The organism is Streptomyces sp. 147326, assembly GCF_045000215.1.
Classification (GTDB): domain Bacteria; phylum Actinomycetota; class Actinomycetes; order Streptomycetales; family Streptomycetaceae; genus Streptomyces.
Window position 1 is genome coordinate 4665340 of the sequence record NZ_CP134201.1, and the last position, 26282, is coordinate 4691621.

General features: G+C 70.4%; 28 protein-coding genes, 2 tRNA genes and 1 pseudogene. 15 read left to right on the forward strand and 16 right to left on the reverse strand.

What is annotated here, in order from left to right:
- Nucleotides 1-129 precede the first annotated feature (129 nt).
- Together RIU97_RS21230 and RIU97_RS21235 are read left to right on the forward strand one after the other, a co-directional pair.
- Nucleotides 130-220: transfer RNA gene (locus RIU97_RS21230), tRNA-Ser, on the forward strand.
- Nucleotides 221-438: 218 nt separating this feature from the next.
- Nucleotides 439-511: transfer RNA gene (locus tag RIU97_RS21235), tRNA-Arg, on the forward strand.
- 80 nt (nt 512-591) lie between these two features.
- Here RIU97_RS21235 and RIU97_RS21240 read toward each other — a convergent pair.
- The 12 genes and pseudogenes from RIU97_RS21240 to RIU97_RS21295 all read right to left on the reverse strand — a co-directional run bounded on the left by RIU97_RS21240 (nt 592) and on the right by RIU97_RS21295 (nt 9589).
- Entirely contained in the window at nt 592-1875 is a 1284-nt protein-coding gene (locus RIU97_RS21240; protein WP_404959075.1) for a tyrosine-type recombinase/integrase, read from the reverse strand.
- Nucleotides 1875-2072: a helix-turn-helix domain-containing protein gene (locus RIU97_RS21245; protein ID WP_388835205.1), complete on the reverse strand. Its 198-nt coding sequence runs from the start codon at nt 2070-2072 to the stop codon at nt 1875-1877. The genes RIU97_RS21240 and RIU97_RS21245 overlap by 1 nt, the downstream gene beginning before the upstream one ends.
- A gap of 251 nt (nt 2073-2323) precedes the next feature.
- Nucleotides 2324-2590 carry a primase-like DNA-binding domain-containing protein gene (locus tag RIU97_RS21250; RefSeq protein WP_404959077.1) on the reverse strand — a complete coding sequence of 89 codons (267 nt, stop codon included), beginning with the start codon at nt 2588-2590 and terminating at the stop codon, nt 2324-2326.
- Nucleotides 2587-3711 carry a DUF5906 domain-containing protein gene (locus tag RIU97_RS21255; protein ID WP_404959079.1) on the reverse strand — a complete coding sequence of 375 codons (1125 nt, stop codon included), beginning with the start codon at nt 3709-3711 and terminating at the stop codon, nt 2587-2589. Before RIU97_RS21255 ends, RIU97_RS21250 begins: the two co-directional genes overlap by 4 nt.
- The gene (locus RIU97_RS21260; protein WP_404959081.1) at nt 3708-4025 is read right to left on the reverse strand and encodes a hypothetical protein; all 318 of its coding nucleotides are present in this window, start codon (nt 4023-4025) and stop codon (nt 3708-3710) included. Before RIU97_RS21260 ends, RIU97_RS21255 begins: the two co-directional genes overlap by 4 nt.
- On the reverse strand, nt 4022-4957 hold the full coding sequence (locus tag RIU97_RS21265) for a bifunctional DNA primase/polymerase (protein ID WP_404959083.1): 936 nt from the start codon (nt 4955-4957) through the stop codon (nt 4022-4024). Before RIU97_RS21265 ends, RIU97_RS21260 begins: the two co-directional genes overlap by 4 nt.
- Nucleotides 4958-5250: 293 nt before the next feature.
- A pseudogene (locus RIU97_RS21270) lies at nt 5251-7364 on the reverse strand (FtsK/SpoIIIE domain-containing protein).
- An 89-nt stretch (nt 7365-7453) separates the two neighbouring features.
- On the reverse strand, nt 7454-7648 hold the full coding sequence (locus RIU97_RS21275) for a DUF6257 family protein (RefSeq protein WP_404959085.1): 195 nt from the start codon (nt 7646-7648) through the stop codon (nt 7454-7456).
- Nucleotides 7649-7719: 71 nt separating this feature from the next.
- A complete protein-coding gene (locus RIU97_RS21280) occupies nt 7720-8100 on the reverse strand; it encodes a DUF6251 family protein (protein ID WP_404959087.1) in 381 nt (126 codons plus the stop codon).
- A 12-nt stretch (nt 8101-8112) separates the two neighbouring features.
- The gene (locus RIU97_RS21285; RefSeq protein ID WP_404959089.1) at nt 8113-8484 is read right to left on the reverse strand and encodes an RRQRL motif-containing zinc-binding protein; all 372 of its coding nucleotides are present in this window, start codon (nt 8482-8484) and stop codon (nt 8113-8115) included.
- Nucleotides 8481-9323, reverse strand: coding sequence for a DUF2637 domain-containing protein (locus tag RIU97_RS21290; RefSeq protein ID WP_404959091.1), 843 nt, complete (start codon nt 9321-9323; stop codon nt 8481-8483). Before RIU97_RS21290 ends, RIU97_RS21285 begins: the two co-directional genes overlap by 4 nt.
- Nucleotides 9320-9589, reverse strand: coding sequence for a DUF6284 family protein (locus RIU97_RS21295; protein WP_404959093.1), 270 nt, complete (start codon nt 9587-9589; stop codon nt 9320-9322). The genes RIU97_RS21290 and RIU97_RS21295 overlap by 4 nt, the downstream gene beginning before the upstream one ends.
- A 464-nt stretch (nt 9590-10053) precedes the next feature.
- Between RIU97_RS21295 and RIU97_RS21300 the strand changes: the two genes are divergently transcribed.
- Both RIU97_RS21300 and RIU97_RS21305 read left to right on the forward strand, forming a co-directional pair.
- Nucleotides 10054-10827: a GntR family transcriptional regulator gene (locus RIU97_RS21300; RefSeq protein WP_404959095.1), complete on the forward strand. Its 774-nt coding sequence runs from the start codon at nt 10054-10056 to the stop codon at nt 10825-10827.
- A complete protein-coding gene (locus RIU97_RS21305) occupies nt 10824-11393 on the forward strand; it encodes a GNAT family N-acetyltransferase (protein WP_404959097.1) in 570 nt (189 codons plus the stop codon). The genes RIU97_RS21300 and RIU97_RS21305 overlap by 4 nt, the downstream gene beginning before the upstream one ends.
- A gap of 128 nt (nt 11394-11521) precedes the next feature.
- Here the strand turns inward: RIU97_RS21305 and RIU97_RS21310 are convergent, their stop codons facing one another.
- Nucleotides 11522-12118, reverse strand: a complete 597-nt coding sequence (locus RIU97_RS21310) for a hypothetical protein (protein WP_404959099.1) — start codon at nt 12116-12118, stop codon at nt 11522-11524.
- A gap of 660 nt (nt 12119-12778) precedes the next feature.
- Between RIU97_RS21310 and RIU97_RS21315 the strand changes: the two genes are divergently transcribed.
- Complete coding sequence (locus tag RIU97_RS21315; RefSeq protein WP_319723656.1) at nt 12779-13144, forward strand: PH domain-containing protein; 366 nt, start codon at nt 12779-12781, stop codon at nt 13142-13144.
- A 3-nt stretch (nt 13145-13147) separates the two neighbouring features.
- Here the strand turns inward: RIU97_RS21315 and RIU97_RS21320 are convergent, their stop codons facing one another.
- Nucleotides 13148-14059, reverse strand: coding sequence for an SMP-30/gluconolactonase/LRE family protein (locus tag RIU97_RS21320; RefSeq protein ID WP_404959102.1), 912 nt, complete (start codon nt 14057-14059; stop codon nt 13148-13150).
- A gap of 107 nt (nt 14060-14166) precedes the next feature.
- Between RIU97_RS21320 and RIU97_RS21325 the strand changes: the two genes are divergently transcribed.
- From RIU97_RS21325 to RIU97_RS21365, 9 genes are all read left to right on the forward strand, one after another.
- The gene (locus tag RIU97_RS21325) at nt 14167-14601 is read left to right on the forward strand and encodes an Lrp/AsnC family transcriptional regulator (protein ID WP_361753385.1); all 435 of its coding nucleotides are present in this window, start codon (nt 14167-14169) and stop codon (nt 14599-14601) included.
- Nucleotides 14598-15482, forward strand: a complete 885-nt coding sequence (locus tag RIU97_RS21330; protein WP_404959104.1) for a DUF2797 domain-containing protein — start codon at nt 14598-14600, stop codon at nt 15480-15482. Before RIU97_RS21325 ends, RIU97_RS21330 begins: the two co-directional genes overlap by 4 nt.
- Nucleotides 15483-15619: 137 nt before the next feature.
- Nucleotides 15620-15958 carry an antibiotic biosynthesis monooxygenase family protein gene (locus RIU97_RS21335; protein ID WP_404959106.1) on the forward strand — a complete coding sequence of 113 codons (339 nt, stop codon included), beginning with the start codon at nt 15620-15622 and terminating at the stop codon, nt 15956-15958.
- A complete protein-coding gene (locus RIU97_RS21340) occupies nt 15942-16823 on the forward strand; it encodes an amidohydrolase family protein (RefSeq protein WP_404959108.1) in 882 nt (293 codons plus the stop codon). The genes RIU97_RS21335 and RIU97_RS21340 overlap by 17 nt, the downstream gene beginning before the upstream one ends.
- Before the next feature lie 77 nt (nt 16824-16900).
- Nucleotides 16901-17668, forward strand: a complete 768-nt coding sequence (locus RIU97_RS21345) for a response regulator transcription factor (protein WP_404959110.1) — start codon at nt 16901-16903, stop codon at nt 17666-17668.
- A 23-nt stretch (nt 17669-17691) separates the two neighbouring features.
- On the forward strand, nt 17692-19275 hold the full coding sequence (locus RIU97_RS21350) for a sensor histidine kinase (protein WP_404959112.1): 1584 nt from the start codon (nt 17692-17694) through the stop codon (nt 19273-19275).
- Nucleotides 19276-19300: 25 nt separating this feature from the next.
- The gene (locus tag RIU97_RS21355; protein WP_404959114.1) at nt 19301-20569 is read left to right on the forward strand and encodes a glycosyltransferase; all 1269 of its coding nucleotides are present in this window, start codon (nt 19301-19303) and stop codon (nt 20567-20569) included.
- Nucleotides 20566-22812, forward strand: coding sequence for an ArnT family glycosyltransferase (locus RIU97_RS21360; protein ID WP_404959116.1), 2247 nt, complete (start codon nt 20566-20568; stop codon nt 22810-22812). The genes RIU97_RS21355 and RIU97_RS21360 overlap by 4 nt, the downstream gene beginning before the upstream one ends.
- A gap of 119 nt (nt 22813-22931) precedes the next feature.
- Complete coding sequence (locus RIU97_RS21365) at nt 22932-23564, forward strand: TetR/AcrR family transcriptional regulator (protein ID WP_404959118.1); 633 nt, start codon at nt 22932-22934, stop codon at nt 23562-23564.
- Between the two features lie 167 nt (nt 23565-23731).
- On the opposite strand, the gene RIU97_RS21370 is transcribed toward RIU97_RS21365, so the two are convergent.
- Nucleotides 23732-25297 (reverse strand): MDR family MFS transporter, encoded by a 1566-nt coding sequence (locus RIU97_RS21370; RefSeq protein WP_404962893.1) that lies wholly within the window; start codon nt 25295-25297, stop codon nt 23732-23734.
- A 91-nt stretch (nt 25298-25388) separates the two neighbouring features.
- Entirely contained in the window at nt 25389-25856 is a 468-nt protein-coding gene (locus tag RIU97_RS21375; RefSeq protein WP_404962894.1) for a MarR family winged helix-turn-helix transcriptional regulator, read from the reverse strand.
- A gap of 122 nt (nt 25857-25978) precedes the next feature.
- Between RIU97_RS21375 and RIU97_RS21380 the strand changes: the two genes are divergently transcribed.
- Nucleotides 25979-26221: a hypothetical protein gene (locus tag RIU97_RS21380; RefSeq protein WP_401252594.1), complete on the forward strand. Its 243-nt coding sequence runs from the start codon at nt 25979-25981 to the stop codon at nt 26219-26221.
- The last annotated feature ends 61 nt before the right edge of the window (nt 26222-26282 follow it).

Below are 26282 nucleotides of genomic sequence, written 5' to 3' on the forward strand. Positions count from 1 at the left end.
CGTTGCGTGCTGCGGCTGCTTTAAGGCTTTGCCCTCCGCCCGTCCCTCCTAGTACCGTGGGAGCGGATTGGTGAGGGGCCCTGCGCCTGTGTCATCATCTGCACGCACCCTCCTACGCGGGGGTGTGCTGGAGGCGTCGCCTAGTCCGGTCTATGGCGCCGCACTGCTAATGCGGTTTGGGGCTTACCCCCCATCGAGGGTTCAAATCCCTCCGCCTCCGCACCTCATCGAAGCCCCGGTCCTGACGGACCGGGGCTTCGATGTTTTCCGGGGCAATCCGGTCCGCTCCGACCTCTGTGCGAACCCATCCGGACGATCTTCGTCCGGGGTGTTTTCGCAGGTCAGTAAGGGTTTGGGTAATGGATTTCGCGTCCCGGCGAGGTCCATGTATTGTTGTTCTCGCAAGGCCAACGGGGCGCAAAACCCCGGGAAGCCCAAGCACTCGTAGCTTAACGGATAGAGCATCTGACTACGGATCAGAAGGTTGCAGGTTCGAATCCTGCCGAGTGCACGCTGATCAGAAGCCCCCTGGAGATTGTCCAGGGGGCTTCTGACATCAGCGGGTGACATCAACGTGTGAAGCCAGACCGATCAGGCAGCCGGTGACTCCTCCCGAGCGTCGCCATCCTCTTCACCGGATTCGTCAATGCCGAGCGCGTCATCCATCCGGTCAGCGGCAGCCCGCAGCGTCGTCTGCATGACGTGCGCGTAGGTGTCCAGGGTCATGGTGATCGTGCTGTGCCCGAGCGTCTCCATGATCGTGCGAGCGTCCACACCCTGTGCGAGCAGCAGTGAGGCGCAGGTGTGGCGCAGGTCGTGCACGCGGACCCGGCGGACCTTGGCGTTGCCGCACAAGATCGTGAGCATTCGGTTTAGGCTGCGCGGATCGGTGGCGCGGCCTGTCGCCGTCGTGAAGATCAGCCCGCTCGGCTGGTGGGCGAGCGGCTGCCACTTCTCGCCAGCCACCTTCCGGGCCGTCTCCTGCTGCTCCTGGTGGGCGCGCAGCGCGTCCACGCACCGCTTGGGGAGGGACACGGTACGGATGGAGCGCGCAGTCTTCGGAGTGCCGAAGATCAGCTCTCGCCGGATTCGCTGGAGGTTGCGCCGGACCCTGAGCTGTCCGCCCACCAGGTCGACGTCCGACCAGGTGAGTCCCAGGACTTCTCCGCGCCGGAGCCCTGTCGAAATCAGCAGGAGCCACAGCGCGTACAGGCGGTGAGGCCGGGCGGTCTTCAGGAGCATCCGCACTTCTGCCGCGTCCAGGGGGTGCACTTCTTCGCGCTTCACGGTGGGTGTCTCCACGATCCGGGCGACGTTGCGCGCCACGAGTTCTTCACGGACTGCCTGCTGGAGCGCCGAGCGGAGCACGGCGTGTACGTACTGGACGGTGCGAGCCGACGGCCGGCGTGCACAGCATCGACCCACCGCGCAGCAGGTTCGCTCCTCCTTGGCGCGCGCGGCATCGGCCCCACGCATGCAGCAGAGACACCCCGCCTTGAAGTCGGCGAGGAACCTGCGGACGTCGGTGGGCGACAGCCGGTTGAGCCGCTTCGTGCCGAGCGCGGGACGGATGTAGAGGCGAGACAGCCCCTCGTAGCTGCTGAGCGTCGCGGGCTTGAGCCGGTTGGGAGCGATGGCCGCGAGCCAGTACGTCAGGTACTCCCCGAAGGCCATCGACGACGTGGCGGCCGGGATGCCCTGGCGCGTCTTGTCTTGCAGCTCGATGAGCTTGTCGCTCACCTCCTCGCGAGTCTTGCCGTAGACGAACTTCCGGACCCGAGTGCCGTCCGGCCGGTAGACGTAGGCGGCTGCCTGGTAGCGGCCGTCCTTGCGCTTCGTGATGGTGCCTTCCCCGTTGGCGCGCCGTTTGGCCATCAGGCAGCCTCCTCAAGCTTGTTGTGGATGTAGGTCTGGAGCGAGACGAGAGGGATGCGCCGTGCGCGGCCCTCGGTGTAGCTGGGCAAGGCGCCGGAGCGCAGCAGGTCGTAGAGCTTGCTGCGGCTGAGTCGAAGGGCCTGCATGGCCTCGGGCACGGTGATGGCCTCATGGGTCGCAGGCAGCGTGAAGCTCAAAACGGGCTCCATGGGGTGTGAGGCGGGGCGTCCGACCCCTGGGGAAAGTTGGCGGCGCAATGTCGCGGGTCGCGGACCATTGCGGACCACCCTGTTTGACCTGCGGTTTTCCGGGGAGTTGTGTGCGGACCATCGCGGACCGCCTGTGAAGGGTGTGGTCCGCGATGGGCGCGTTTCGCAGGTTGATGAATGTGCAGGTCAGACGGGGTGGTCCGCAATGGTCCGCGACCCGGCGGAATGTAGGCCGAGCACTACTCCGGGGAGGGGCGCAGGGTGATTCCGGTGTAGGTACGGACGCGGATGCCGCCGTCGCGGGGTCGGGTGGTGGTGAGTTGAGGGACGACGGACTGGAGGTTGCGGCCGAAGATCTGTTTCGTGCCGGCGCGTACGCCGTTGTCCTCGGCCCACTCGCGCCAGACGTTCCACAGGGCGTCCACCTGCACTTCGCAGGTCGGTCCGGTGGTGCAGCGTTCGCGAACGAACGCGCTGGTGGGTGAAGCGGCGTCCTGCATGATCATGACCGCGTCCTGGGAGGACTCGGGCTGGGTGATGCGGCCGGTGCGCTCCAGGCGGGCCAGTCCTTCGAGGGCCCAGTTGAGGATGCCGGGCATCTCGGCGGCGAGCTTGGCGTCCAGGCCGGTGTCCTCGCGGCCGAGCCAGGACACTCTGTCAGGTTCAGCACGATGAACCGTCGGGCGATGACACCGGAGGAGTCCCCGAAGGAGGGCAATTCGTTGGTGAGGACCATCAGCCGGGTGGGGAGCTTGCCGGTCCAGATATCGCGGAACTTGCGGTCGATGTCGATGGTGTCTTCACCGGAGATGGTCAGCAGCCGTTCCACCACACCGCTGTCGTTCCCGGACAGGCGGGCGTCGGCGATGACGGCGAGCGGCTTACCGATCAGGGAGGCGAGCCCGAAGTTCGTGCCCAGGGCCGAGAGGGGCGGACCCGCGATGTTCTCCTCGCCGACCATCTCCTTCATGACCCGGGCGATGGTGCCCTTCCCGGAACGGGTCGGACCCTTCAGGAGCAGGATCTTCTGCTGGTCGGTCCTGCCGGACAGGACGTAGCCGAACCACTCCTGCAAGGCCGCGATGGACGCGGGGTCGTCGGGCCACAGCTCGCGCAGGAAGCTGTCCCAGTTCGGGGCGACGGCCTGCCTGTCGTACTCGAAGGGGACAGAGACGATGTTGAAGAACCCCGGGGTGTGAGGCAGTAGCGCCCGGTCCCGGATCCGCAGGAGCCCGTTCTGGCACGCGACGATCGGACTGCGGTCAGCCGCGGCATTCTTCCGGTCAATCCAGGAGGGAGCGTCCACCTCTGTGGGCAGGAGGGTGACGGCGAACAGGGCGTCCAGGAGGTTGCCCAGCTTGGTACGGGTCGGCGCCCAGTCCCGGATCTCCGGCAGACCGTCCTTGTCGAGCCCGGCCACGTAGGTGGCGTGCTCCAACTGCTCGTACAGCCGCTTCCGCATCAGCAGGTCCTCGCACTCCCGCCAGCAGGTTCCGGTCCAGTGCATCCACGATCCCCGCCACCGCCTGCACAGCAGACGGCCCTGCTCGTCCTCCCAGCCGGGCAGGATCCGGCGGGCGACGGCCATCGGGTTGGACGGAGCAGGCAGCTCCTCAGTGAGGCTCATGCGACCTTCCTCCCTTCCTCGGCAGGGGTGATGTGCGGGCAGGCGTCTCGATGGGTGGCGTGGTCGGCGATGAGAGCGAGTGCGCGCCGCTGTCCGGCGGCGAATAGGTTCCGCCCGCAGGCGCACCAGGACCGGACGGACGGGGTCACGCCGCGTCCGGGGGCGGTGATGTGGAGCCAGGCGACGGGGCGGCGCCCGTCGTCCCAGCGAGGGTCAGAGCGAAGGGCAGAAGGGACGCCTTCGGCGACGACCTTCGGCGCGCCACTGCCGTCCGGGGTGGGGGTCGGTTCGGCGGGGCGGGGGCCGGTGGTCACGATGCCCTCACCGCCACAGCGGCAAGGCCGCGCGTGACCGCACGCTCGGCGTACGCCTCGGGCACGCCGACAGCGACGGCCGCGTCGATAACCTGGCGCCCAAGCATCTCCAGCCCGCACGGGCCGGGGCAGGCGGTGTGCTGGTTGGCCAGGAAGCGGGCAACTCCGTAGGCGGCGCTGCCGGCGCCCTCGTCGAGGCAGGCGGCGACCTTGGTGAGACCGCGATCCAGGGCGGCCTGGACGAAGGTGTCGGTGTGGCGGCAGCCGGTGGCAACCGATCGGTCCCACCGGGCGCGGGCCGGAGACGAAGAGTCCACCTCCCCGCGAAGGGGCCGGGTGGTCTCTTTCTTCACGACCAGCGCACGGACAACGTCTGGCAGAACGGTGATGGGGCTGGCACCCGGGCCTCGCCATACGGCGTAGGCCATCAGGGACTTGATGTCGACGCCGGGCCGAACGTGGTTGGCAGACTGCATGGCACCCCGGTAGACCCAGTGCTCCCCGCGCGTCGTCGGCACGATCTTGGTCGCGGGGAGCGTCTGGCGGGCCCACGTGACGGCGTCGGCGTTGTCGAGGTCGACGACCGTGAACCCGCCTCCGCCGGGGTGGTAGGCGACTGCTCCGGCCTGCTGCCAGGCCCGAACCCATGCCGGTGAGGTGAGGACAGCGGGGTCGGTTGTGGCGGCGGCCCAGGCGTGGCAGGGGGCCGGGCACTGGCAGGGCCCGGCGAACTTCATATTCGGGCGGTCACCGCACCGGCAGGGCCCGGCGCCCTTGCTGCTGGCGCAGGCGGGGCAGTTCCCGACGGGAAGCTTGCCCTCCCGCAGCGGCAGCACAGGCAGGCCCAGTTCGGCGAGCCAGAGCGCGGTGCGGAGCTGGGCGGGTAAGGCAGTCCGGCTGGGGTCTCGCGGGAAGTCGGTCGTGTGGGTCATGCTGGTCTCTCCAGTTCTTGGCGTTCTGGACGAGAGCGGCCCTGGTCTTGGCGGATGTAGGGCCGCTCTTGGCATGTCCGGGCAGGTGAAGCGGAATCCCCTCCTTTCGGTAGACAGGGAGGCCGGGGCACCCCCTGTCGGGGTGGGTGTGGAGGGGGCTTCAGGGGTCTGACCTGCGGCGCCTCCCTGCCTCCCTGGCAGATCATTTCCGCAGGTCAAGCCCAGGGAGGTGGGTCAGGGAGGTGGGCAGGGAGTTCTCCCTGCCTCCCTGACCTGATCCGGTGCGGCTCCCTCTACTCGGCGGCGGAAGCGGAACCTTCGTCCGGCCGGTTGGCGAGGACGCGGGCGATGCGGTCGCGGCCGATGACCATGCGGCCGTCGGACTTGTACGGCTCGGCGCCGGTGCCGTCGAGGACGCGCTTGAGGTCGATGAACGACCAGCCGCCGTAGGCCTTCTCGTTCAGGACGGCGAGCCGCTTGAGGACGTCCTGGGTGAGCACGCGCGGCGCGTCGCCCAGCACCGACAGGATGTCCGCGAGCGGGTCGGCGGCCGGGGCGTGGTCGATGGCGTGCGCGGTGATGACTCCGTCGCGCAGGGCCTTCGCCCGCTCGGCGACCTCGGTGGCCTGCTCGGTGTCGATGTAGTGCGTGCGCACCGTGATGGATGCCTGCCCGGCTGGGATGGCGATGCCGTCGGAGGCGACGACGACGGTTCCCTTGTCGAGGCCCTGCCGCAGGAGGTGCGGGGCGGCGCCGCCGTCGACGGCCTTGTCGCCCAGGGCCATGCGGGCCTGAGACTCGGTGCCGAGGACGAGGGAGACGCGGGTGTGGGCGCCTTCACGGACGAGCTTGGGCAGGTTCTGGTCGGTGGGGTCCTGCGTGCCCTCCCACAGGACGACGTCCACGGCCCGGCCCTGGTTGTGAATCTTGCGGACGGCCATGAAGTACCGGGAGGTGGCCTTCGAGCCGCCATAGGGCCGCTTGTCGTCGCCGACGGCCGGGCACATGAACGCGACCTGCGCCTCATCCACGATCCCAACCAGCGGCGGGAACACGGTGCCGGGCGGCGCCTGGATCCGGCGTTCCATCTCCGCCACCAGCCCTTCGACCATCTCGGTCGCCTCGATCACGTGCTCGTCCGTCGGGCCCTGGATCAGGGTGGTAGCGAGGCCGTCGAACATGCCCCAGTCGCCCACGCCCTTGAGGTCGGCGATCCGGAACTCCACCGTCTTGTCCAGGGCCAGCCACAGGGCCAGCGCGCGCAGGGCAGCGGTCTTGCCCTGGTTGGAGAGACCAGTGATCAGGACCATGCGCTGATACAGGCTCAGCGTCGCCGCGTCGCCGCGCAGGTCCTGGCCCCACGGGGCCTTGCCGGTCTTGTAGTTCGCGGTCGCGGTCTCGTCGGTGACCAGCGGGGACGGGCCGATCGGCTCGTCCAGGGCGCCGGAGTCGGCGATCCACAGCCGGACCGTGCGGGCGGCGGTCGGGATGGTGATGAAGACTTCGTGTTCGTGGCGGGCGAGGTTCTCGGCGAGCTTGCGGCGCCGCTTCTGTACCTCCTCCGTCGAGACGCCGGAGGGGAGCGTGACGTCGACTTCCACGCCGCATCCGGCGATCCGGATCGGGCTGAGCATCGCGGCGCCGGCGTCGCCCATCTCCTTGATGGCGCCCCGGAGCGGTGCAATACCCAGGTCCCGCAGCGCGGTGACCACGATGGACGGCGTGATCGGCGCTCCCACGCTGTCGCGCTGCTGCGCGGGCAGTGTCCACTGGGGTGCGGTCTGCTGGCGGCGGCCGACTCCCCACAGGGCCAGTAAGGCCAGCCACGGCCCGACCGTGAGCGCGGGCCCCCACACCACGGTGGCCACCATGACGGCCCAGCGGATCGCCTCGATCACCGCGCCGATCGGGCCGACGACCCAGGTGATGTCCTTGTTGGCTATGGCCAGCACGATCCCGAGCAGGAGCAGCCCACCGACCGTGAGGCCGGTCCCGTAGAGGCGCTCTTGGCGAGGTCGGGGGCGGAGCGGAGCAGGTCCATACGCCGGTGGTGTCGGCCGGCGCGGAAGCGCTGCAGCCGGTCTTCCCACTGCTTGGCTTCCTCGAAGTTCCCGCCCGCCTCGGCGGCGCGGATCATCCGCTCGTACCGGGAAGCGGTCCGGCCGTCCCACGTCCGCTTGGCCGTGATCCGGGTCCCGCCGATGACGTACATGCCGTGCCGGGCCACCAGCCGCGCCGCCGCACGGGACTGCTCGCTGGTGACGGCCGCACGCAGGCCCCGCCCGGTCCGGCGCCACACCCGCACCGGGCGCACAGCGTCGTGTGCGGTCGGTGCGGGGGCAGCCGCGGGGATCGTGTCGGTGCTGTTCAGGGGGTCTTTGAACAGGGGGACGACGTTGTCGGTCATGCTGAGAACTCCTGCTCTCGCTGACAAGCGGGTGGGTAGGGCCCGGGGCGGCCTGATTCCTTGGCCGGGACGGCCGCCCCGGGGCACAGCTACTTACGGTTCTTGCGGTCCTCGGCGGCCTGGCGCTCTTCGCGTTCGCGGGCGCCGTCGATGATTCGCTCGACCTTGCGCTCCAGGTCGCCCAGGTGGACGGTCTCTCCGGCGATGCCGCGCTTGGCCATCCGGGCCATGTACCAGCCGATCTGAGCGGTTTCCTTGGCGGTGAACTTCGGGTCGTTCGCCATGACGCTCCCTCCGGGGCCGGTCTGTCCGGCTCCCCTCACCACCCGCATGGGGCGGGTGGATCGGGCAGCCGTCAGCCACGCCGGCGGCGGGCTTTGCGCACGTTCTTCACGGCTGATGCGGCATCGGGGCTGCCGACGGACTTCACGACCGTGTGGACACACCAGCCGAGGACCAGGGCGAGGACAGCGAGCATCGCGATGTTCGCGGCGATCGCGGTCAGCGCACCGACGAGGAGGGGGCCGAAGTACACGCCGGCGGCGACCGCGCCGGCGCCGACCCCGGAGCCGAGCGCGATGCGCTGGACGGTCTTGTCCGGGGGAGCCTGGTGGATGTGCTGGTGCACGACCTGCGGACCGGTGTAGGTGGCGGGCAGGTTCTCGGCGTAGACGTGGGTACCGTCCGGGAGTTGCACGACGCCGGACGGTCGGGCGGGTTCGGGCAGGTGGTTCACGGTCATCTCCCGTCAGGAGGCTTCGGGGTGGGCGCAGGGGACGCACATACCGAGCGAGGCCGGGATGACGTATCCGGCGTCGCGGCGGCATTCGGGGCAGGTACGGCGGGCCGTGTTGGCCTTGGCGAGCGCGGCGGTCTTGGCCGGGGTCATCGGCCGGACCGGCTTGGCGCGGTCCACGCGGTAGAGGTAGGCGGTCAACGGGTCCCGCCGACGGCGCGGGCGGAGCACCTGCCCGGCGATGGCCTGCCCACCAGGGCGCAACCCCAGGGCCCGTAACTGCCGGCGAGTGGCGAGGCCATCCGGGGCGAGGCGCCACGGAAAGGTGGGCAGGCCGTGGACTCTTCCGGCCGGGTCGAAGCACTCGGCGAACCTCAGCCTCATCCGGCCACCACCACGGCGGTCGTGTCCCGCTCGCGCTCCGCCTTCAACGCCTCACGGACGACCCGGGCCTTCGCTGGAGACGTGCGCAGGGCCTTACGGATGCCCTCACCGGTCAGCTTCTCGATCGGCCACGACTCCGTCAGGCTCCGCGCCTCCGCCAGCAACTCGACTTCCGTGCGAGTCGGTCGACTCGATCGAGCTGCCTGCGGGACCCGACCAGTCGCCCGACGGGGGCGCGTCGACTCGGCCGCCACCGCGAGCTGTGGCCGGGCTTCGATCGGTTCGACCACGGGGACTGGGGAAGAGTCCACCTCCACCCCCGGGGCCGTCTCTTCGGCAGCCGGTTCGCCCTGGTCAGATATCGACCGATTTCCATCGATCTGAGCCGATTTCTCCTCGTCCGGCTCGATCGTCGGCCGGTGGTGGAGAACCTTGGCGACGAGGTCGGAGCCAAAGTAGATCGACCCGACAGGCAGCGACGTCGCCAGCAGCACGAGCGCCCAGTTCGTCCAGTCGCCATCGGCCAGTCGACTCCAACCGATCGACTCCGAGTGCAGGTCCGGCACGAGTCCGTGTACGTAGTTCAGGACCAGTGAGGCGAGCGTGTACGCGGCCAGCACCCGCAGGGCGAACCTGCGCGCATCGCCGGTCAGCGTGAGCGCGGCGACCAGGGCCAGGGCCATCAGCCCGTCGACCACGAACGGGTACAGCGTCGCCGCCGTCCCGTCCGCCCCGATCGCCTTGGCCACGTCCCGCAGCGCGTTCCACGAGACGCGGAAGGCCATGGCGACAACGGCGACCAGGGCGAGCACGAGCGCGGTCTTCGCCTTGCGGTTCATGCCGCGCCACCGGAGGACGGGAGGTGGGCGGCCCGGTTCTCCAGCGCGGTCCGGGTGGCGAGCACCTGCCGGCATGCCCGCCTGAGGCGCTGCTCGTCCACCTCGGTGGGCGTGCGGTCCAGCGTCATGATCTGCGCGTCGAGGAGGTCTCGTTCCGCCAGGATCAGCGGCAGCTCGATCTCGATCGCTTCCAGCTCCACGTCCGTCGGCTCAAGGCCGTCGGACCACGGGGTAACGACGTTCTGAAGTGCAGCGATGGACTTCATGGGTCTTGCTCCTTCGAGAGAGGAACGGGACTCAGCAGCCCCCGGCGTTCCCGCGCCGGGGGCTGCACTGCGTTGGGGGTGAAGCAGGAAGAACTCCGGCTCCCCTCGACCCCGCCCAGACGACGCCGAAGCGGCGGACGGGCGGAGGAGGCAACCGGCCGCAGCACGAGGCGCTGCGGAGGTCGAGCGCGCGGACCTTGGCCGCGCTGGCCGCCTTTTGAGTAGGAGGCGACTACCTCACGCTGTTGAGTTCTCAAGTAACGGCCGCTTCCTTCAAGCCCGTTTCACGGAGCCCTCCGGGCGTACTCGGTCCAGGTCAGGGGCATGCTTGACCCTGCTGCACCTCTTGCTCAACTTGTTGGTACAAGCTGTTGCAGTGATGTTGCACCCACGGACAGTGAGTCGTCAAGGGATTGGGGCCCCACATGTACCAACAAGTTGAGCGAGTGCGTCATGATGGGCAGATGAACAAGCAGCCGAAGTACCGGCAGGTTGCCGACGCGCTCCGTCGGGAGATCGACAACGGCGTCTACCCGCCGGGGTCTCGCCTGCCGTCTGAGAGCGAACTCTCCGTCCGCTTCGACGCGTCGCGGAACACCGTGCGGTCGGGGCTGAACCAGCTGGTCAGTGAAGGGTTGATCTCGTCCAGTCAAGGACTTGGGTACGAGGTTCGCAAGCACGAGGTGTTCGAGTTGAACGCATCGCGCTTTGAGAACCTGACCTTCGAGCAGAACGGCGATGCCTACAACACGGACGTCACCAACGCCGGACGACGGCCGAGCCAGACGTTCCGGGTGGAGATGGCGCCAGCCACTCAGTACGTCGCCGAGCGACTGGCCGTGGATGCCAGCTCGACCACGGTTCTCCGGTTCTGTCATCGCTTCGTGGATGACGTGCCGTGGTCGACGCAGGCGACCTACTACCCGGACTGGCTCGTCAAGGAGGCCCCGCGGCTCGCCGAGCCGGGCGATATCGCAGAGGGGACGACGCGGTATCTCGCTGCCGCCGGCACCGAGCAAATCGGGTACTTCGACGAGATTGCCACCCGGATGCCGACGCCCGAAGAAGCCCGCCTCCTGGACATAGGAGCCGGTATTCCCGTGCTGCTCTGGACCCGCACGGGCTACTCGGACGAGAGGCCCATCCGGTGCACGGTCACCACCTTCCGGGGTGACCTCAACCGGATGAACTACGAGATCGGTGACCTGTCCGCTCGACCCGGGAGCGAGCCGAAGTGATCATCGAAAGCGCGACGACTGCAGACGTGGTCAAGCTGCTCGCCTTCCGCGAGGAGGCGGCGGCCTGGCTGAGTGAGCTCGGCTCCGACCAGTGGCGTCGCCCGTACCCGGCGGACCGGCTCCTGGCCACCATCGAGGCTGGGACGGTCTTCATGGTCCGCGACGGAGATGTCACTGCCGCGACGATAACGCTGACGCCTGATGCTGAGGACGGTCTGTGGTCGAGCGAGGAACTGGCCGAGCCGTCCATGTTCGTGAACAAGCTGACAGTCGCAAGGACCCATGCGGGACTCGACCTTGGCGGCCGGCTGCTCGATTGGGCTGGTGATCGGGCGTACCGTTCCGGCGCCTCATGGCTCCGCCTCGACGCGTGGACGACCAACACGGAGCTACAGCGCTACTACCTGCGCCACGGGTTTGAGCACGTCCGTACTGTCACGGAGGGCGGGGCGGTGAACGGCGGACCGCGCGTCTCGGGCTGGCTCGCACAGCGTCCGGCACAACTCGACACGGGCCATGGCCTGACGGACAGCGTTCCCGCGCCGACATTGATCCAGGCGGTCTGACATCAGTCGCTGACGGTTCCTCTCACGGTCGACGCCCAGCCGCTTGGCGAAATATGAGTTCCGCACACCTCGAATTCCCTTGAGCCCTGCGCGGAGAGGCTGCAAGTCGCGCGTTCGACGTAGCGCTATTAGGGGCCGCAGCCGTTATGACTGTAAGTGCATGGTGGGGCCAGCACTATTTCAGTCATTCTGTTTTGAGATGCCTCCAGCATGGCCATTGCTTCTGCGCCGCTGACACTACCGGGAGGCGCCGGAGGGTTCTCCGGCTGGAGTTTCTTCTGCTGCTCATAGGTTTGCTTCTGGAGCTCCTCCAATTGCGCTTGCCGGAGTTGCGCAAGGTAGGTGACCAGTGAGACCCATTGGCCGTTGGATTCCACGTAGAGCAGGCCAGGGTCGCTGGTGTAATACATGGTCTTTAGCTTGCTGTTGAAGTCATAAATTATGACCTGGCCGGGGGTTCGCGTGTCGTATTGCTTGAGCGGGGAATTCGGTGATCCGCGGATATGGTAGTTCACGACCTGTGTGGTTCCTTCAAAGGGATATGTGCGACACAAGGACTCCGGCCACCATTTCTTATATGCCGCGAAGTACAAGCAGCCGTCATTTCCCCAGGCTTCTTGGAGGTGTACGGGGGGCGGCTCCGGATCGTCGCAAGCGATAGTTGAGGGCATGATCGCCGCCAGCGCTGCGATCGCAAGGCCGGTCAACCAATTCTTCGCCGCCATAGGCTTCCTCCTTCGACGCATATCTGCATTCGCAGAGGTTGAAAGCATCGGCCGATATGTGCCAACGGCTGGTCTGTTTCAGGGCGCCATCTGGTGCGATCGGTTAGTTGAAAAGAGCCACTGCGCCTGCTATCCGAACGCCCGATTTTCGGCGCCAGCAGGCGGGGCTGAGTCCTCTACGTCCAGCCTGTTCCTGTTACCTGCTGCACGCATCCCGACTGAAGTGAACGATCAACCTGGCTACGCAGCCAGCGGGAAGCCCCAAGAGGGTCAACCCCACGACGTGAGCATCCCTGACATCAGTCGGTGACATCAACGCGGGCGTACACCAGCCGACGTCCGTGGATGTGTCCTAGCTCTGGCGGCCTGTCCCGTAGGGTGCGCACCCAGGCCGGGAGGGTGGCTCATCCGGGTTGCACGCGCCTACGGATCAGAAGGTTGCAGGTTCGAATCCTGCCGAGTGCACAGCAGGACGAAGGCCCCCAGGAGAAATCCTGGGGGCCTTCGTCGCATGTCCGCGCGGGGGCGTCTCCTCCTTGATGGGGAGGGGGTCCCCCGGAGGTTGTCAGGGGTGGGATGGCTCTGGCGGGTGACGCCGACTACCCGCCGGCCTCGGTACGGTTTTTGAAGATCGTCCGAAGCCGGAAAACGGGGGCACTCATGGGACTGTTCGGGAATGCGCACACCGTCGACCCCGTGTCGGCGCAGCGGGACTACGCGCGGCTGCTGGGGCAGGGGGAGCAGGTGCACGCCGCCTTCCTGTTGATCAGGGACACGATCCTGTTCACCGACCGGCGGCTGGTGCTCGTCGACAAGCAGGGGCTCACGGGGAAGAAGGTGGAGTACCACTCCGTCCCGTACCGGAGCATCACGCACTTCTCGGTGGAGACCGCCGGCCACTTCGATCTCGACGCCGAGCTCAAGATCTGGATATCCGGGAGCCCGGCGCCGATCGAGAAGACCTTCACCAAGGGTGTCGACATCTACGAGGTGCAGGCGATCCTGACGCAGTTCGTCGCCCGGTAGCCCTCAGAGGACGCGGGGCAGGCCGGTCACCGACATCACCAGGGAGTAGAGGGAAGTGGTGGCGGTGATGAAGAGGCGGTTGTTCTTGGCGCCGCCGAAGGTGATGTTCGAGACCGGCTCGGGGACGCGGACGCGGCCGATCAGGGTGCCGTCCGGGGCGTAGCAGTGGACGCCGTTCTCCATCGCGGCCGCCCACAGCCGGCCCTCGTCGTCGAAGCGGATGTTGTCGACTCCGGGGCAGGCGGTGAAGACCCGGTCGTCGGTGAGGGTGCCGTCGTCGGTGACCTTGAAGGCGCGGATGTGGCCCGCGCGGGTGTCCGCGGCGTACAGCTCGCTCTCGTCGGGGGAGAAGACGAGGCCGTTGGGGCCGAGGAAGCCGTCGGCGGCCATGCGGACCTCGCCGGTCGCGGGGTCGGCCCGGTAGAGGTTGCAGGCGCCGATCTCGCCGGAAGCGCGGTGGCCCTCGTAGTCGCTGGTGATGCCGAAGTCCGGGTCGGAGAACCAGATGGAGCCGTCGGAGCGCACCACCGCGTCGTTCGGGCTGTTGAGCCGCTTGCCGTCGTAGCGGTCGGCGATGACGGTGAGGCCGCCGTCCGGCTCGGTGCGGGTGACGCGCCGGTTGCCCTGCTCACAGGTGATCAGGCGGCCTTCCCGGTCCAGGGTGTTGCCGTTGGAGTGGCCGGCCCGGGAGCGGAAGACCGAGACCGCGCCGGTCGCCTCGTCCCAGCGGAGCATCCGGTCGTTGGGGATGTCGCTCCACACCAGCTGCCGCCAGGCAGGAAGGTACAGCGGGCCCTCCGCCCAGCGGCAGTCGTCGTAGAGGCGCTCCAGCCGGGCGTCGCCGTTGGCGCAGCGGCCGGTCCGGAAGCGCTCGTCCAGGATCTCGTACAAGGTGAGGTCGGCTATGGCAGACACGATTCCCCCTGAGAGAGTTTCGCCGAATTCTGTTCGGTCTGATGGTGAGATTGCAGGATCAGGTACCGTCTTCGCAAGGGTCGACCGGCCCAAGAGAGGAAGATTGCGTGGACGACATCGACCGTGCGCTCGTCCTGCGCCTGCAGCAGGACGCCGGCCAGTCGTACGCCGCTCTCGGCACGGCCGTCGGGCTCTCGGCCGGGGCCACCCACGAGCGCGTACGCAAACTGCGCGAGCGCGGCGTGATCCGGCGGACCACCATCGACGTTGACCCGGCCGCCGTCGGCAGTGGGGTCCTCGCCTACGTGATGGTCGACTCCAATGCCTGGATGGGCGAGTCCGGCGCCGACTTCGCCGCGATCCCCGAGATCCAGGAGGCGCACATCATCGCGGGCAGCGCCTCCGTGCTGGTCAAGGTGCGCACGCCGTCGACCGAGCAGCTGCAGGACGTCCTGCGCCGCCTCTACGCCATCGAGGGCGTCAGCGGTACGCATGCCACGGTCGTGCTGGACACCTTCTTCGAACGGCCGCTCCCGCTGTGACCTGGTGGTGCACCGGGATCCGGTGGAAGGACGGCCGACCGGCCATCGGGTGGTACGGGGAGGGGCGCGGCGAGCGGACGAGCGTCCTGGCGTACGGGCAGCGGCTGGCCTTCGCCGCGAGCGGCGAGCGGCACTGCCTCGGCGTGTGGCGGGCCGGGAGGCGGACGCCCTGTCCGACCGCCGCCCTCGTGCCCGCTCGCGCCGGGAACGCGCAGTGCCCCGACTGTGCCCGCCTCGACCGGTCGTTCTCCGTGGCAGCCGACACCAACGCCGCCGATCCGCGCACCTATCGGGTCTACCTGGCCTGGTTCGGGCCCGGCATGGTCAAGGTCGGGATCACCGCCGAGGAGCGCGGCTCCGCCCGGCTGCTGGAGCAGGGCGCGGTGGCCTGGGCCTGGCTGGGCCGCGGTCCGCTGATGGCCACCCGGCGCACCGAGGAGCTGCTGCGGGCCGCGCTCGGGGTGCCCGACCGGATCGCGTACGCCCGCAAGCGCGCCGTACGGGCCCAGCTGCCGCCGGGTCCGGACCGGGCCCGGGAGGTCGCCGAGCTGCACGCGCGGGCCGCGGCGCTGCCCGGCTGGCCGGAGTCGCTGGAGCGGGTGGGGTGCGAAGTCGCCGACCACGCCGGGGCGTTCGGGCTGGACGGGTTGCCGGAGCCCGCGCGGGTGCTCACCGGGATGGTCCCCGGCGGCGCCGTCGTGGGGAGGCTGGTGGGCGCGGCCGGTCCCGATCTGCACTTCGAGGACGGGCTCGTCGTGGACACCCGGCTGCTGGCCGGCTGGGAGCTCACCGCTCCGGGGGACGAGGCGGTGACGTCGGTCCCGGTGGCGGAGGTTCCGTCGGCCGCACCCCCGCCGGCCGAGCAGGACGGGCTGTTCTGAGGAGTGCTCTCGGCCTCCGGCCGGCCCCGTTCCGGCCCGTTCCGCGCCGGTCGGCCAAGGTCAAAACTTGGATCCCTTTGGCCTTCGCGAGCCGTTTCCGGTGGACACGCCGGGGCGGTCCGCGGAGGGTGGAGGGCATGAGCATTCAGCCGGTACCGGCCTTCGAACCGCCTTATGTCATGGCCGTTTTCAGCGATGTCCGGACCGCCGACGACAGCGGATATCCCGAGACCCTCGCCCGGATGGAGGAGATCGTCCAGGGCAACCCCGGATACCTCGGATACGAGTCCGCCCGCACCCCCGGCGGTCTCGGCATCACCGTCGCCTACTTCCGCGACCATGAGTCCCTCACCGCGTGGCGCGAGGACCTGGAGCACCAGGCGGCCATCAAGCAGGGCCGCACCGACTGGTACGAGAGCTACACCCTGCACGTCGCGACCGTCGAGCGGAGCCACGGCTTTGTCCGCAACGGCTGAGGCGGTCCGCGCCTTCCGGGAGCGGCTCGGGCTGCCGGGACTGGTCGACGTCCACACGCACTTCATGCCCGAGCGGGTCCTGGACAAGGTCTGGGAGTACTTCGACGCGGTCGGCCCGCTGACCGGCGTCGAGTGGCCGATCACCTACCGGCACGAGGAGGAGCAGCGGGTCGCGTTGCTGCGGGAGTTCGGGGTCCGGGCCTTCACCGCCATGCTCTACCCGCACAAACCGGAGATGGCCGCCTGGCTCAACTCCTGGTCCGCCGATTTCGCCGCCCGCACCCCCGACTGCCTGCACACTGCGACCTTCTTCCCGGAGGAGGGCGCCGCCACGTACGTCCGCCGGGCCGTCGACTCCGGGGCCCGGATCTTCAAGGCCCATCTCCAGGTCGGCGGCTACGACCCCAATGACGACCGGCTCGATCCGGTGTGGGGGCTGCTGGCCGAGGCCGGCATCCCGATCGTGATCCACTGCGGGTCGGGTCCCGTCCCGGCCAAGTACACCGGACCCGAGCCGGTCGGCCGGCTGCTGGCCCGTCACCCGCGGCTGCCGCTGGTCATCGCCCACATGGGCATGCCCGAGTACGCCGACTTCCTCGACCTCGCCGACCGGTACGACGCGGTGCGCCTGGACACCACCATGGTCTTCACCGACTTCTCCGAGCGGCTCAGCGGCTTCCCGCCCGGTGAGCTCGGACGGCTCGCGGACCTCGGCGACCGGATCCTGTTCGGCACCGACTTCCCGAACATCCCCTACCCCTACGAGCACCAGCTCGTCGCCCTCGAACGGCTCGGCCTCGGCGACGACTGGCTCCGCGCGGTCTGCCACGACAACGGGGCCCGGCTCTTCCGGCTCCACGGCTGACCGCCCCTTCCCGTTTCTCAGGAAATTCACAGGCAGGCACAAGAACGCTCTCAGAGGCCCCGGAGAGCGTGTTCGGTATGACTGCGACGACCACCTCCCACGCGTCCACGTCCACCAGCAACCACACGGCCCTCGTGCGGTCCGACGGCGGGCCCTGCCGGGTGCTCGTCGTCGACGACGAGGCCGCGCTCTCCGAGCTGCTGTCCATGGCCCTGCGGTACGAGGGCTGCGAGGTCCGCAGCGCCGGCGACGGGGCGAGTGCGGTGCGCTCGGCGCGGGAGTTCCGGCCGGACGTGGTGATCCTCGACATCATGCTTCCCGACATGGACGGCCTCGCCGTCCTCGGGCGGCTGCGCCGGGAGATCCCCCAGGTCCCCGTGCTGTTCCTGACCGCCCGGGACTCCGTGGAGGACCGGATCGCCGGCCTCACCGCGGGCGGCGACGACTACGTCACCAAGCCCTTCAGCCTGGAGGAGGTCGTGGCCCGGCTGCGCGGTCTGGTCCGGCGCTCGGGCGCGGCGCAGGCCGCACGCGGCGGTTCAGTGCTGGCCGTCGGCGATCTGCGGCTCGACGAGGACAGCCACGAGGTGGTGCGGGGCGACCGGGAGATCCACCTGACCGCCACCGAGTTCGAGCTGCTGCGCTACCTCATGCGCAACCCGCGGCGCGTGCTGAGCAAGGCGCAGATCCTGGACCGGGTGTGGTCGTACGACTTCGGCGGCCAGGCCAACGTGGTCGAGCTCTACATCTCCTACCTGCGCAGGAAGCTGGAGAGCGGCCCCGGCCTGGCACCGATGATCCACACCCGGCGCGGCGCCGGATACCTGATCAAGCCGGCCGAGTAGTGCGCTTCCGCTACCCCGCCCGCGTGGGGCCGCGACCGCGCGGCCGCCGGCCCTGGTCGCTGCGGACCCGGCTCGTCGTCTCGGCGGTGGCACTGATCGCCGTGGTGGGCGCGGCCATCGGAACCGTCACCACCCTCGCCCTGCGCTCGTACCTGGTCAGTCAGCTCGACGAACAGCTGACCACCTCCGTCGGGATGGCCGTCCGGATACCCGCCGGGAAGCCGGCCCGGCAGAACAGCACCGGCTTCGTCACGGCCCCCGGCAGTCCGCTGGACGCCACCGGGGTGCGCCTGGATCACGCCGGCACGGTGCTCGGGACCGCCCGCAACGTCCGCGTCGAGGGGGTTCCCGAGGATGCGCCGCCCCTCACCGAGCCCCAGAGCCGGATCCTCGCCGCGGCCGCACGGAAGGCGGCGCAGGCAGCACAGGCCGCGTCGGGCGGGCAGGGCGGATACGGCGCGCCGGGCACGCGGGCCGAGCCCCGGCCGGTGGACGCCGACCTCCCGGGCCTCGGTGCCTACCGGATGCTGGCCGCGCCCGACGGCAGCCTGGCCCTCGCCTTCCCCCTGGGCGAGGTCGACTCCATCGTGCGCACCCTGGTCGGGGTCGAGGTCTGCGTCACCCTCGCCGGGCTGATCGCGGCCTCCCTCGCCGGGCAGGCCCTGGTCGGGGTCGCCCTGCGCCCGCTGCGCCGGGTGGCCGCCACCGCCACCCGGGTCTCCGAACTCCCCCTGCACAAGGGCGAGCCCGCCCTCCACGAGCGGGTCCCCGACGCCGAGGCCGACCCCCGCACCGAAGTGGGCCAGGTCGGCGCGGCCATCAACCGGATGCTGGGCCACGTCTCCTCCGCCCTCACGGCCCGCCAGCAGAGCGAGACGCGCGTCCGGCAGTTCGTCGCCGACGCCAGCCACGAACTGCGCACCCCACTGGCCTCCATCCGCGGTTACGCCGAACTGACCCGCCGGGGACGGGAGGAGCCCGGCCCCGACACCCGGCACGCCCTCGGCCGGATCGAGTCCGAGGCCACCCGGATGACCGGCCTCGTCGAGGACCTGCTGCTGCTCGCCCGGCTCGACGCGGGCCGCCCGCTCTCCAGCGCCGACGCCGACACCGACCTGGCCCCGCTCGTCGTCGACGCCGTCAGCGACGCCAGGGCCGCAGGGCCCGGGCACCACTGGCGCCTGAGCCTGCCCGAAGAGCCCGCGCCCGTCCGCGCGGACCCGGCCCGGATCCAGCAGGTCTTGGTGAACCTGCTCGCCAACGCCCGTACGCACACCCCGCCGGGCACCACTGTCACCGCGCATGTTTCACGTGAAACATCGGCCGTCCGGCTGTGCGTCGAGGACGACGGGCCCGGCATTCCGCCCGAGCTGCTCCCCCGTGTCTTCGAGCGCTTCGCCCGCGGTGACGCCTCCCGCTCCCGCACGGCCGGCTCCACCGGGCTCGGGCTCGCCATCGTCCAGGCCGTGGTCGCCGCGCACGGCGGGCGGGTCGGCGTACGGAGCGAGCCCGGGCGGACCCGGTTCGAGGTCGTGCTGCCGCTCGCCCGGCCGGCGGCCACGGAGCCGGAATCACAGACAGGGCACAGGCTCACCACACAGCGGTGACAGGCCGCTCCACGAGGGTCGGAACATGCCAACCGACACCTCTCCCGGGGCCCTTCCTGCACGGGCGCCCCTCGCGCCCGTGCAGGAAGGGCCCGTCCTCGACGTGGTGATCCCGGTCTTCAACGAGGAGAAGGACCTCGGCCCGTGCGTACGCCGGCTGCACGAGCACCTGACCCGGACCTTCCCCTATCCCTTCCGGATCACGGTCGCCGACAACGCGAGCACCGACCGTACCCCCGAGGTCGCGGCCGGGCTCGCCGCCGCACTGGACGGCGTGCGCAGCACCCGGCTCGAGGAGAAGGGCCGGGGCAGGGCGCTGCGCACCGTCTGGTCCGACTCCGAAGCCCCCGTCCTCGCCTACATGGACGTGGACCTCTCCACCGACCTCAACGCCCTGCTGCCGCTGGTCGCACCGCTGATCTCCGGTCACTCCGACCTGGCGATCGGCACCCGGCTGGCGCGTTCCTCACGGGTGGTGCGGGGAGCCAAGCGGGAGTTCGTCTCCCGGGCCTACAACCTCCTGCTGCGGTCCTCGCTCGCCGCCCGGTTCAGTGACGCCCAGTGCGGTTTCAAGGCCATCCGGCGCGAGGTCGCCGAGCGGCTGCTGCCGCTGGTGGAGGACACGGGCTGGTTCTTCGACACCGAACTGCTGGTGCTCGCCGAGCGGGCCGGGCTGCGGATCCACGAGGTGCCGGTGGACTGGGTCGACGACCCGGACTCCACCGTCCACATCGTCAGGACCGCCACCGAGGACCTGAAGGGGGTCTGGCGCGTGGGCCGGGCGCTGGCCGTCGGAGCGCTCCCGCTGGACCGGCTCGCCCGCCCCTTCGGCGACGATCCGCGCGACCGCACCGCGCTGCCCGGCGTGGAAGGCGGACTGGCCCGTCAGCTCCTCGGCTTCTGCGCCGTCGGAGCCCTGTCCACCCTGCTCTACCTGCTGCTGTACTCCGCCTTCCGCGGCGGTACCGGCCCGCAGACGGCCAACGGCGCCGCCCTGCTGCTCTCCGCCGTCGCGAACACCGCGGCCAACCGGCGGCTCACCTTCGGCGTCCGCGGCCGGGACCGGGCCGTGCGCCACCAGGCCCAGGGGCTGGTGGTCTTCGGCATCGGGCTGGCCCTGACGAGCGGTTCGCTCGCGGCGCTCGGAGCGGCCACCGCCGATCCCGCGCACGGCACTGAACTGGCCGTCCTGATCACCGCCAACCTCGCCGCCACCGTGCTGCGGTTCCTGCTCTTCCGTGCCTGGGTCTTCCCCGACCGGCGCGGCACTCCTGCGAAGGACGACATCCGATGACCACCGCGGCAACTCCGCTCTTCCCGGCCCCCGAGGCCCCCGAGGCCCCGGCCGGCACCGGCCGGCGTGCAGCCGACCGGCCCCGCTGGGAACGGCCCGCCCTCGCCGGGCTGCTGATCGCCACCGCCGTCCTGCTGCTGTGGGACCTGGGCTCCTCCGGTTACGCCAACTCCTTCTACTCCGCCGCCGTGCAGGCGGGCAGCGAGAGCTGGAAGGCCTTCTTCTTCGGTTCTTCCGACGCCGGGAACTCCATCACCGTCGACAAGCCCCCGGCCGCCCTGTGGCCGATGATGCTGTCGGTCCGCCTGTTCGGGCTCGGCTCCTGGCAGATCCTCGTCCCGCAGGCCCTGATGGGCGTCGGCACGACGGCCGTGCTCTACGCCGCCGTACGCCGCCAGTTCGGGCCCGGGGCGGCGCTGCTGAGCGGTGCGGCCTTCGCGCTCACGCCCGTCGCCGCGCTGATGTTCCGCTTCAACAACCCCGACGCGCTGCTGACGCTGCTGCTGACCGTCACCGTGTACTGCGTGCTGCGCGCCCTCGACGGCGCCCGCACCACGTGGCTGGTCTGGGCCGGTGTCGCCGTCGGCTTCGCCTTCCTCACCAAGACCCTGCAGGCCTTCGTCATACTGCCGCCGCTCGCGCTGCTGTACGCGGTGTGCGCGCCGACCCGGCTGCGCAGGCGCCTGGGCCAGCTGCTGCTGGCCGGGCTCGCGATGGTGGCGGCCGGCGGCTGGTGGGTGGCGATCGTGGAGCTGTGGCCCGCGTCCTCCCGCCCGTACATCGGCGGTTCGCAGAACAACTCGTTCCTGGAACTGACCCTCGGCTACAACGGCCTGGGCCGGATCAACGGCAACGAGACCGGCAGTGTCGGCGGCGGTGCCCGGACCGGCGGAGCCGCGGCCTACGGCCTGCCCGAGGGCGGCCCGGGCGGCAGGGCCGGGGGAGGCGGCTGGGGGGAGACCGGCTTCGACCGGCTGTTCTCGGGGAACATCGGCGGGCAGATCTCCTGGCTGCTGCCCGCGGCCCTGGTACTGCTGGTGGCCGGGCTGGTGGTGACCTGGCGGGCCCGCCGGGCCACCGACTCGCTGGACGGCATGGCCCGGGCGGCCTTCCTGGCCTGGGGCGGCGCACTGCTGATCACCGCGATCGTCTTCAGCTACATGCAGGGCATCTTCCACGAGTACTACACCGTGGCCCTGGCTCCGTTCGTGGCCGCGCTGATCGGCATGGGCGTCGCCGTCCTGTGGGAGGAGCGGGGCACCGCGGCCGCCGCGATCGCCCTCTCCGGCACGCTGGCCCTGACGGCCGTCTGGTCGTACGTGCTGCTGGGCCGCGCCACCGGCTATCTGCCGTGGCTGCGCTGGGCGGTGCTGGTGGGCGGGCTGCTCGCCGCGGCCGCGCTGCCGTTCGCCGCGCGGGCGGGCCGCCGGATGCTGCCGGGCGTGGCGGCGCTGGGAGTGGCCGCGGCCCTGGCCGGGCCGTTCGCGTACTGCCTGACCACCGTGAGCACCGGGCACACCGGTTCCATCGTGACCGCCGGACCGGCGGTGGCGGGGGGCCGGGGCGGCCCCGGCGGCATGATGGGCGGCTTCCGGGGCGGCGCCGGCGAGATGCCGCAGGGCGGGCCGGGCGGCCAGGGAGGCCAGGGCGCCCAAGGCGGTCAGCCGGGCGGTGGGCAGCCGGGCGGTGCCGGGCCGAACGGCGGTCAGCAGGGCGGCGGTCAGCCGGGTGGCGCACTGCCGCAAGGAGGCATGCCGCCGGGACAGGGCGCTGCTGGCGGACGCGGCGGCATGCGCGCGGGCGGCGGGCCGGGCGGAGCGGGCGGCCTGCTGAACGGGGCCCAGGTCGGCGCCGAGGCCAAGGCGGCCCTCACCACCGGCGCCGACGCGTACACCTGGGCGGCGGCCGCCGTCGGCTCGCAGAACGCGGCCAGTTACCAGCTGGCCTCGGGCGCCCCCGTGATGGCGATCGGAGGCTTCAACGGCAGCGACCCCTCTCCGACCCTGGAGCAGTTCAAGACGTACGTGCGGGAAGGGAAGATCCACTGGTTCATCGGCCAGGGAGGCGCCGCGGGCGCCGCGGGCACCACCGGCGGCCCCGGCACCACCGAGGGCGGCGCGCGGGGCGGCGGTGGTCCGGGCGGCGGCACCAGCAGCGAGATCGAGAGCTGGGTCAAGGCCGGCTTCAAGGCGTCCACGGTCGGCGGAGCCACCTTCTACGACCTGACCGCTCCGACGTCGTGATCGGGTCGGATCCGGTCCGATCGGGTCTCATCCGGCCCGATCGACAGGACACCCCCTAGCATCAAGAGGGCGGACCGGGCATTCCGGGCTGATCCACCTGTCGTGAGGAGGGTGCCTGCATGGTGACCACGGCCGATTCGGGCGAGGCCCGGACCAGTGTGTGGCTGACCGCCAGGCCCGCCGCCCCCGCCAGACGCCGCACCGAGGCACCCTCCGGGCTCGACCGGGAGCGCATCACCGCCGCGACCGTACGTCTGCTCGACGCCGAGGGGCTGGCCCGGTTCTCGATGCGGCGGCTCGCCGCCGGTCTCGGGGTCACCGCGATGTCCCTGTACTGGTACGTGGACACCAAGCACGATCTGCTCGAGCTCGCCCTGGACAGCGCCCTGGGCGAGCTCGGGCTGCCGGCCGGGCCGCCGGGGACCGGCGAGGCGGGCTGGCCGGGCCGGCTACAGGCGCTGGCCCGCGGCTACCGGCGGGTGCTGGCGGACCATCCGTGGGTGGCTCCGCTCACCGCCGCCTACCCGAACATCGGCCCGCACGCGCGGGCCTTCGACGCCGCCCTGCAGCGGCTGCTGGACGCCACCGGCCTGGCGGACGCCGCCCGGACCGGCGCCCACCTGGCCGTGTCGCAGTTCCTGCAGGGCTGCGGGGGCGCGGTCCGGCGGGCGCCCGAGAGCGATTTCTGCCTCGCGCTCGACGTCCTGATCGCGGGCATCGAGGCCAAGGCCAAAGCCACGGCCAAGGCCTGAGCCCAAGACGCAGGGCCCGAGGTCCGATCCTCAGGCCCGAGGGCCAAACCTCAGGCCCGAGGTCCAAGCCCCAGGCCCGAGGTCCAAGCCCCAGTCCCCGGGCCGCGCCCCGGGCCACGGCAACGCCAGGGCCACGGCAACGCCAGGGCCCGGACTCCCGCCTCCGCTCAGGCCTTGACGACGGCCTCGGCGGAGGCCGCCGGCTCGGGCGAGGCCGCCGCCGGGGCGTGTGCCGACGGCTTCGACTTCAGCGCGACCTCCCTGATGAACACCACCAGCACCAGGCCGAGGAGCGCGAACGGGGCGGCGTAGAGGAAGACGTCGCCGACGCCGTGCCCGTACGCGGACTCGATGACCTCGCGGACCGGCGCGGGCAGCTTGTCGAGGTCGGGGATCCCGCCCCCGGCGGTGCCGCTGCCCAGGGCCGCGGCCTTCGGCCCGAGTGCGGCCAGCCCGTCCTGGACGTAGTGAGTGACCCGGTTGGCCATGACCGCGCCGAGCGCGGAGACGCCCATGGCGCCGCCGAGGGAGCGGAAGAAGGTGACGACCGAGCTGGCCGCGCCCAGGTCCTCGGGGGCCACCTGGTTCTGGGTGGCGAGGACCAGGTTCTGCATCATCATGCCGAGACCGAGACCGGTCAGCGCCATGTAGATCGCGATGTGCCAGTACGGGGTGTCGTACCGCAGGGTGCCCAGCAGACCCAGGCCGGCGGTCAGCAGCACGCCGCCGGAGACGAGCCAGGCCTTCCACTTACCGGTCTTGGTGATCACCTGACCGGAAACGGTGGAGGAGACGAAGAGCCCGGCGATCATCGGAATCGTGAGGATTCCGGACATCGTGGGGGACTCGCCGCGGGCCAACTGGAAGAACTGGCTGAAAAACACGGTCCCCGAGAACATCGCGATGCCCACGAACAGCGAGGCCGCGGAAGCCAGGCTGATCGTCTTGTTGCGGAAGAGCCGCAGCGGGATGATCGGGTCGCTCGCGCGGGACTCGACGAGGACGAAGAGCAGGCCGAGCAGGACCGCGCCGCCCGTCATGGCCCAGGTCTGCCAGGAGATCCACTCGTAGGAGTCGCCGGCCTGCGTGACCCAGATCAGCAGCAGCGAGACGGCACCGCTGATCAGGAAGGCGCCCAGCCAGTCGACCTTGACGTCGCGGCGGACGACCGGGAGGTGCAGGGTCCGCTGGAGCACGATCAGGGCGATGATCGCGAACGGCACGCCGACGTAGAAGCACCAGCGCCAGCCCAGCCACTCGGTGTCGGTGATGACACCGCCCAGCAGCGGGCCGCCGACGGTGGCGACGGCGAAGACCGCGCCGAGGTAGCCGCTGTACCGGCCGCGCTCGCGCGGGGAGATCATCGCGGCCATGACGATCTGGGCGAGGGCCGACAGACCGCCGACGCCTATGCCCTGGACCACGCGGCAGGCGATCAGCGTGCCGGTGTTCTGGGACAGGCCCGCGACCACGGAGCCGAGAACGTAGATCACGAGGGATATCTGGACCAGCAGCTTCTTGCTGAAGAGGTCGGACAGCTTGCCCCACAGCGGGGTGGCCGCCGTCATCGACAGCAGGGCGGCGGTGACCACCCAGGTGTACGAGGACTGGGTGCCGCCGAGGTCGCTGATGATCTGGGGCAGGGCGTTGGAGACGATCGTGGAGGACAGGATCGCCACGAACATGCCGAGCATCAGCCCGGACAGCGCCTTCATGATCTGCGGGTGGGTCATGGTCACGGCCGCGGAAGTGGATGCTCCCGCGGCCGCGGAGGTGGGTGCGTTGTCGGTTGTCGTCTCCGACGGGGCCATGTCTTTCCTTCGTCTAGAAGCTCGATCGGAGTCGGGCCAGCAGGGTGTTGAGCACGTCGATGTCCTGGGCGGACCAGCCGTGGAGGGCTCTCTCCAGCGCGGCCGTGTAGCGGGCGCCGAGCTGGGCGAGCAGCGCCCGGCCGGCCGGGGTGAGCCGCAGGATCCGGCAGCGCCCGTCGCCCGGGTCGGTCTCGCGCTCGATCCAGCCGCGGTCGGCGACGTGTGTGACGTGCCGGCTGGTCACCGAGATGTCCACCGCCATGAACTCGGCCAGCCGGCTCAGCCGCATCTCCCCGTGCCGGTCGAGCACGGTGAGGACGGCGGCTGCGCCGGGCGGGCAGTCCGGGGGCAGGCTGCGGGCGAGCTCGCGCTTGACCGCGCCGATTCCGGTGAGCTGGCGGGCCAGCTCCTCGTGCGGGGTGGGCGGAGCGGCCGGAGCGGCCGCAGTGACCGGAGCGGTCGCAGTCGGCGGAGCGGTCATCGTCACCGGGTCCCTCCATCTTGTTGCTTTAGGCAACCATAGAAGCGAATGGTTGCTACAGGCAAATGAATCTGGGGGGTGGGGCGGTAAAAGAATCGGAAAACCGGCTAGGGTCCTGCTCCATGGCTGAGAACCACAACTCACAGGTCCCCGAGGGCAACTACGACCCCGCGGGCAGCACGCAGATGTTCCGGGCCTTCGTCGAGGAGGCCGCACCGGCCCGCCAGGCGGCGCCGGGCTCCCGCCAGCAGCGCCGCGCCGCGGAGCAGGAGCGGTCCGGATCCTCGGGCTCGACCGCCAAGGTGGCGCTGATCATCGCGCTCGTGCTCATGATCGGCGCGGCCGCCTGGGTGGTCCTGCACTGACGGAGGGGGCGGGGGGCCGGACGCCGGCCTCGGCTCCGGAGCGCGGTGTCGCCGCGGCTCC

Bases quoted from the DNA above. Each gene is read 5' to 3' on its own strand.
- RIU97_RS21240 (WP_404959075.1), bottom strand. From the start codon at position 1,875: ATGGCCAAACGGCGCGCCAACGGGGAAGGCACCATCACGAAGCGCAAG.
- RIU97_RS21250 (WP_404959077.1), bottom strand. From the start codon at position 2,590: ATGATCATGCAGGACGCCGCTTCACCCACCAGCGCGTTCGTTCGCGAA.
- RIU97_RS21255 (WP_404959079.1), bottom strand. From the start codon at position 3,711: ATGAGCCTCACTGAGGAGCTGCCTGCTCCGTCCAACCCGATGGCCGTC.
- RIU97_RS21265 (WP_404959083.1), bottom strand. From the start codon at position 4,957: ATGACCCACACGACCGACTTCCCGCGAGACCCCAGCCGGACTGCCTTA.
- RIU97_RS21275 (WP_404959085.1), bottom strand. From the start codon at position 7,648: ATGGCGAACGACCCGAAGTTCACCGCCAAGGAAACCGCTCAGATCGGC.
- RIU97_RS21285 (WP_404959089.1), bottom strand. From the start codon at position 8,484: ATGAGGCTGAGGTTCGCCGAGTGCTTCGACCCGGCCGGAAGAGTCCAC.
- RIU97_RS21290 (WP_404959091.1), bottom strand. From the start codon at position 9,323: ATGAACCGCAAGGCGAAGACCGCGCTCGTGCTCGCCCTGGTCGCCGTT.
- RIU97_RS21295 (WP_404959093.1), bottom strand. From the start codon at position 9,589: ATGAAGTCCATCGCTGCACTTCAGAACGTCGTTACCCCGTGGTCCGAC.
- RIU97_RS21300 (WP_404959095.1), top strand. From the start codon at position 10,054: ATGAACAAGCAGCCGAAGTACCGGCAGGTTGCCGACGCGCTCCGTCGG.
- RIU97_RS21310 (WP_404959099.1), bottom strand. From the start codon at position 12,118: ATGGCGGCGAAGAATTGGTTGACCGGCCTTGCGATCGCAGCGCTGGCG.
- RIU97_RS21315 (WP_319723656.1), top strand. From the start codon at position 12,779: ATGGGACTGTTCGGGAATGCGCACACCGTCGACCCCGTGTCGGCGCAG.
- RIU97_RS21335 (WP_404959106.1), top strand. From the start codon at position 15,620: ATGAGCATTCAGCCGGTACCGGCCTTCGAACCGCCTTATGTCATGGCC.
- RIU97_RS21345 (WP_404959110.1), top strand. From the start codon at position 16,901: ATGACTGCGACGACCACCTCCCACGCGTCCACGTCCACCAGCAACCAC.
- RIU97_RS21355 (WP_404959114.1), top strand. From the start codon at position 19,301: ATGCCAACCGACACCTCTCCCGGGGCCCTTCCTGCACGGGCGCCCCTC.
- RIU97_RS21360 (WP_404959116.1), top strand. From the start codon at position 20,566: ATGACCACCGCGGCAACTCCGCTCTTCCCGGCCCCCGAGGCCCCCGAG.
- RIU97_RS21365 (WP_404959118.1), top strand. From the start codon at position 22,932: ATGGTGACCACGGCCGATTCGGGCGAGGCCCGGACCAGTGTGTGGCTG.
- RIU97_RS21370 (WP_404962893.1), bottom strand. From the start codon at position 25,297: ATGACCCACCCGCAGATCATGAAGGCGCTGTCCGGGCTGATGCTCGGC.
- RIU97_RS21375 (WP_404962894.1), bottom strand. From the start codon at position 25,856: ATGACCGCTCCGCCGACTGCGACCGCTCCGGTCACTGCGGCCGCTCCG.
- RIU97_RS21380 (WP_401252594.1), top strand. From the start codon at position 25,979: ATGGCTGAGAACCACAACTCACAGGTCCCCGAGGGCAACTACGACCCC.